The organism is Wolbachia endosymbiont of Leptopilina clavipes (assembly GCF_006334525.1).
In the GTDB taxonomy this organism is placed as follows: Bacteria; Pseudomonadota; Alphaproteobacteria; order Rickettsiales; family Anaplasmataceae; genus Wolbachia.
Map to the genome: position 1 here is coordinate 1 of NZ_QJHA01000010.1, position 5,283 is coordinate 5,283.

A 5,283-nucleotide genomic window follows, 5' to 3' on the forward strand; every position below is an offset into this window, starting at 1 on the left:
TATCGTAATAACACCCCTTATGTACGTTGCATGAGCAAATTGGTCAAATATACGAAAGAGTTATAATACAGATTTTACTCAAAAAATATTGAAACAATCTCACATATCTTAAACTAAGTTCTCAATTTCTCAAAGAAATCTTTTAACAAAAGAGAACATTTTGTTTCTAATATTCCACCATAAACTTCAGGTATGTGGTTACAGAATTGAAATATTCTAGTGCCGTTTTCAACTCCTCCACCTCTGGGATTGTAAGCCCCGAAGTACAGACGTTTAATTTTTGCAAAAGAGATAGCTTGAGCGCACATCGGGCACGGCTCTAACGTTACGTACATTTCAGCTTCATAAAGCGTGGAAGTTGAAAATGCTTGTCTAATTGTTAACATTTCTGCATGTGCAGTTGGATCATTAGATATATTGTGTGCAGAGGAGATGATATTGTTTCCATTAACTATTACAGCACCTATTGGCACTTCGCCATCTTTCTGAGCAAGTTTTGCTTGCTCTATGGCAAGTTCCATGTATTGGTACTTAAACATTAGGTGCTTGGATAAATATAATTTTCTTTTCTTGGCTTTTCTATTTTTTCTAGGTTATAGAATTCACTAAGGACTATTGTCCTTTTTACAAGGCTATCTATTTCTCGCTTTAAATATTTTTTTATTTCTTCTACCGATTTTAGTTCGTTTATAGCTACAACTACTTCTTCCATTATATCCTCTATAATTTGATCCTCCTCTAATTTATATATTATTTGTTCTACATGCCTATTCAATTCCTCGAAGGTCGCAGATCCATATGTAATGCTATCTTTACTATTTCTTAGTAACATTTTTTACCTCTCTATTAGAATATAGTTTATTAAGTTCTATTAAACTCTATTGTCAATAGCTGCCTTAATAAATGATGTAAAGAGAGGATGAGGAGAAAATGGTCTTGATTGAAATTCTGGATGAAATTGCACACCAATAAACCATGAGTGATTTTTTAGCTCCACTGCCTCTATGCATGTTTTATCTTCTGATATACCACTGCATATCATTCCATTCTCTTCTAAGTTATTTTTATAATCTAAATTAACTATATATCTGTGTCTGTGTCTTTCTGAAATAGTGACACTACTATACACATTTGCCATTTTTGAATTTGGACTTACATTACACGTGTATGTTCCAAGTCTCATGGTTCCACCAAGATCAACGTTCTTACCATCAGCGAGCTTGATGATTGGGTGTTTGCAAGTATAAAATTCTTCAGAGTGTACATCTTCAAGCTTAATAACGTTACGAGCAAATTCAATCACTGCAAGCTGCATACCAAGACATATTCCTAAAAAAGGAATGTTATTTACACGGGCATAGTTTATTGCTAATATTTTACCTTCTATTCCATTATCACCAAATCCTCCTGGAACAAGGACTGAATTAGAGCTTTTTAATTTTTCTCTGATAAACTTTGCATCTATAGATTTTCCATTCTCTTCTCTTGAATTGACCCAATTTATCTTCACTCTAGCTTTATTACTAATTGCACCATGGTTTAATGCTTCAATCAGTGATTTATATGCGTCAGGAAATTCAGTATATTTTCCTACTATGGAAACGATAACTTCTTGTGTTGGATGTCTCATAGAGTGTACTATTTGGTCCCATTCAGGTAAGCTTGGTTTTGGCTTACTTAAGTGAAAGTGATCCAAAATTTGTGTCCCGAGCCCACATTGATTATACAAGGACGGTAACTCGTATATATGGTTTACATCAGGAGCAGGTATTACGTTAGATAAAGAAACATTGCAAAGATTGGCTATCTTTTCTTTTTGATTATCGGAAATTTCTTTTTCACTGCGACATAATATAATATCTGGTTGTAACCCCGCAGAGTTTAACTCTCGAACTGAATGCTGTGTCGGTTTTGTCTTTAATTCTTGTGCTGCAGTGAGATATGGTATTAAAGTTAAGTGAATAAGGATAACTTTTTGCTTTCCTAGTTTATAATTAACTTGGCGTATAGCTTCCAAAAACGGTTGGCTTTCAATATCACCTACGGTTCCGCCTATTTCGCATATTACAAAATCTAAATCTTCTGTACCATTAAAAATGAAAGATTTGATTAAATCTGTCACATGAGGAATGATTTGCACAGTTTTGCCTAGATAATCACCACACCTTTCCTTCTTTAATAATTTATTATATACTTTACCAGTTGTTATATTGTCGTCCTTGGTTGCTTTAATTTTAGTAAAACGCTCGTAATGTCCAAGGTCTAAATCAGTTTCAGCACCATCCTCAGTAACAAATACTTCCCCGTGCTGAGCTGGGCTCATTGTTCCAGGATCAATGTTGAGATATGGGTCAAGCTTTCTGATGCGAACATTGAATCCATGAGATTGAAGAAGTGCTCCCACACTTGAAGCAACTAAACCCTTACCAAGTGATGAAACAACTCCACCTGTAACAAAGATAAACTTGGTTTCTTTCATTAATTTTCAAATGGAACAGAAGTTGATTGGCCTTCTTGCTTCTTTTCTGATATAATCTTCTCTGCAATTGATTTTTTATGTACATCTTTTGAACATAATCCTGATAGTAACAGTGTATTTATAATGAACAGCCCAGCAACTATAGAAGTTATTCTACTGAGTGGATTTTCAGAAGACTTTACCGGAATTATTGAATTCATTCCCTGTTGTGAATTACTAAAGCCACTTAATGAACTACTTCCAGGTGGCTGCAGGAGCACTAAAATTACCAATACAACAACTAATATTATTTGAAGTACACTAAGTACTGTTACTGACATTATAAATAGAGCTAAAAATAAAGATTTTAGGAGCATAAGGATCATAAGTCAAGAATATCTTTACCCGAGTAACTTGACTACTGGAACCCAAGTATGTATTAAACCTTATTTAAATTATGAGCTATCACATTTTAAAATACAAAGATTATGAACCAAAAATGGATGAAAGTTCTTTTATCGCAGATGGTGTGCGTATTATAGGTAACGTTGAAATAGGAAGGAATGCGAGTATCTGGTTTAATTGTGTGATCAGAGGAGATGTTGGATCAATCGAAATAGGTGATGAAACGAATATTCAAGATGGCACCGTAATTCATGTAGATAGAAATCCAGGCGGTGACACGATTATTGGTAGTATGGTGACGGTTGGACATTTTTGTGTGTTACATGCATGCACGATACATGATAAAGCATTTATTGGTATGGGCTCTGTTATAATGGATCATGCGATTGTCGAGTCTGAAGCTATGGTAGCTGCTGGTTCACTGGTGACACATGGAAAAGTGATAAAAGTGGTGAAGTATGGGCTGGCAGGCCAGCACAATTCTTCAAAAAAATGTCAAATGAAGAAATAAAACATATTACACAATCTGCACAAAATTATATCATGCTGATGAAAGAATATAAGGCTATATGCTAGGTTGAGAAATCTTCAGCTCTGATGCACATTCTACGTTAACTACTTCAAAAGTTTCTTCAACTATATAATGCTTATCAATATAAGCTTCTTCAACTCTAGGAATATGCTGATTAATAAAACTACCTCTGACTAGAATATCCTTTATTGGCCAGTTTGTTTCTGTTGGAGTACCTGATAGCATAGCTGCATATTGTGCTTTTGCTGATTTTAGAGAAAAAGACATAATATTGTTTAAGTTAAGAAAGAAATTTACACGACTCCTGCAGTATTCAAGCGATTTGCCCACTGGATAATATGGTATTTCACCTACAACCTTTCTTATTAACCAATTGCACTCTTTGGTAAGTATGCTTGCTTCTTTTGGAACTTGTAGCGGTATTATAATATCATTGCTAATTCTATTTTCTTCTTGAGAAAAAAGTTCGGTGTAAGCTCCTTTTTTTCTGTGTTTCTCAAAATACTTAGGAAAATAAATATTGAGATATTCAGAGTGTAATTCTATTCGATTTTTCTGATCATTTTCTAAGATAAATGTATATTTATCACCATTTTGCTTAAGTTCGCATAACTTAAATTTACTAAGGTCAGAGTCTGGAAATGGCTTTTCAATTTCAAAAGCAAGTGTAAGAGTGTGCGTTGTGTGATCAAATTCATTTTTTTCTTGTAGACCATCTTGTAGACTATAGTACTTATTTTTTTCATACTCTTTTCCTTCTATGTTAGCACTCACTTCCTCTTCATCCAAATTTTCAATAGCATCAAAAAATTCTTCTTCATCCAGATCTCTTTCTTTTTCACCTGGCTCTTGTTCTTTCAGAGAATCATACCATACATCCTCTTCATTAACTTTCGCCTCTATTGTATTTTCTACACTTATTTTTCTTGTATGATCATTTCCATTGCTAGCAGTTGTTTGATAATGTGTATCGTTAGTTTGAAAAAAGCTCTTTACTTTTGATATTAAGCTAATCCATGAAAATCTGACTTGATTAAGTAGCCATTTAAAACTCTTCATTGTTTTACCACAACCTAGTTACTAAAAATTGTAACAGAATAAATTAAATATGTCAATAAGATACACAAATTGTACTAACTGGGAATTAGTGGCAGCACTTAACATCTGTGTAAATTTTGACATAGGCGTTTTCTGCATTTTAACCAAATCAGTAAGGAGAACACCATTGATATTCTCCTTTTACAAGCAACTTGAATAAAACTGATAAAGTTTGAATTAAAGTGTGATTAGGAAAGTGATGTAATAGTCTAGACTTAATCTGACAAGCATGAATTAACTGACAGAAGAATTAACAAAGTCAAAACCAAAATCAACATCCTGTTTAATGCTATCAATATTTTTCTGATAAGCAATATGCATACTATCAAAAAAGGTTTGCATAGGAGTCTTACCATAGCAATATTTACCTGAATGCGGTCTAGATCTATTGTAAGAATGCACCCAATGGTCTACGTCTAACTGAAGTTCTGCCAAAGAGGTGTAAATTTTCTTTCTAAAGATAATATTGTAACATTCATCTTGCATAGTTCTGTGGAACCTTTCACATATGCCATTAGTCTGTGGAGAACGAGCTTTGGTTCGAGAATGATCAATATTTTCTACCCCTAAATATAGCTGGTAAGCGTGATTTTCAGGTCTGCCACAATACTCTGTACCACGATCCGTCAAAACACGTAGCAATGATACTTTCTGTTCATCAAAGAACGGTACTACCCTATCATTAAGAAGATCTGCAGCTGTGATAGCAGTCCTTTCTGTGTAAAGCTTAGCAAAAGCAACTCTGGAATAGGTATCAACAAAGGTTTGCTGGTAAATTCGTCCAATACCT

General features: G+C 34.0%; 6 protein-coding genes and 1 pseudogene. 1 reads left to right on the forward strand and 6 read right to left on the reverse strand.

The features are described from left to right. Positions 1-113 precede the first annotated feature (113 nt). From OUY_RS01090 to secG, 4 genes are read right to left on the reverse strand one after another with little or no spacing between them, the layout of a single operon-like run. Positions 114-521: a nucleoside deaminase gene (locus tag OUY_RS01090; protein ID WP_139686469.1), complete on the reverse strand. Its 408-nt coding sequence runs from the start codon at positions 519-521 to the stop codon at positions 114-116. A 17-nt stretch (positions 522-538) separates the two neighbouring features. Further along, the gene (locus tag OUY_RS01095) at positions 539-832 is read right to left on the reverse strand and encodes a hypothetical protein (RefSeq protein ID WP_007302591.1); all 294 of its coding nucleotides are present in this window, start codon (positions 830-832) and stop codon (positions 539-541) included. 39 nt (positions 833-871) lie between these two features. Beyond that, positions 872-2,479 (reverse strand): CTP synthase, encoded by a 1,608-nt coding sequence (locus tag OUY_RS01100; RefSeq protein WP_139686470.1) that lies wholly within the window; start codon positions 2,477-2,479, stop codon positions 872-874. Then, positions 2,479-2,799 (reverse strand): preprotein translocase subunit SecG, encoded by a 321-nt coding sequence (gene secG / locus OUY_RS01105; protein WP_007302593.1) that lies wholly within the window; start codon positions 2,797-2,799, stop codon positions 2,479-2,481. Before secG ends, OUY_RS01100 begins: the two co-directional genes overlap by 1 nt. 116 nt (positions 2,800-2,915) lie before the next feature. Here secG and OUY_RS01110 point away from each other — a divergent pair. Beyond that, positions 2,916-3,439 (forward strand): annotated as a pseudogene (locus OUY_RS01110) (gamma carbonic anhydrase family protein). Here the strand turns inward: OUY_RS01110 and OUY_RS01115 are convergent. Further along, positions 3,429-4,454 carry a hypothetical protein gene (locus tag OUY_RS01115; protein ID WP_139686471.1) on the reverse strand — a complete coding sequence of 342 codons (1,026 nt, stop codon included), beginning with the start codon at positions 4,452-4,454 and terminating at the stop codon, positions 3,429-3,431. The pseudogene OUY_RS01110 and the gene OUY_RS01115 sit on opposite strands and share 11 nt — an antisense overlap. 273 nt (positions 4,455-4,727) lie before the next feature. Next, on the reverse strand, positions 4,728-5,283 hold a 556-nt coding region (locus tag OUY_RS01120), incomplete at its 5' end, for an integrase core domain-containing protein (RefSeq protein WP_139686472.1).

What these genes read in the sequence shown, in the direction of transcription:
- secG (WP_007302593.1), bottom strand. Translation starts at nt 2,799, where the DNA reads ATGTCAGTAACAGTACTTAGTGTACTTCAAATAATATTAGTTGTTGTA.
- OUY_RS01115 (WP_139686471.1), bottom strand. Translation starts at nt 4,454, where the DNA reads ATGAAGAGTTTTAAATGGCTACTTAATCAAGTCAGATTTTCATGGATT.
- OUY_RS01090 (WP_139686469.1), bottom strand. Translation starts at nt 521, where the DNA reads ATGGAACTTGCCATAGAGCAAGCAAAACTTGCTCAGAAAGATGGCGAA.
- OUY_RS01100 (WP_139686470.1), bottom strand. Translation starts at nt 2,479, where the DNA reads ATGAAAGAAACCAAGTTTATCTTTGTTACAGGTGGAGTTGTTTCATCA.
- OUY_RS01095 (WP_007302591.1), bottom strand. Translation starts at nt 832, where the DNA reads ATGTTACTAAGAAATAGTAAAGATAGCATTACATATGGATCTGCGACC.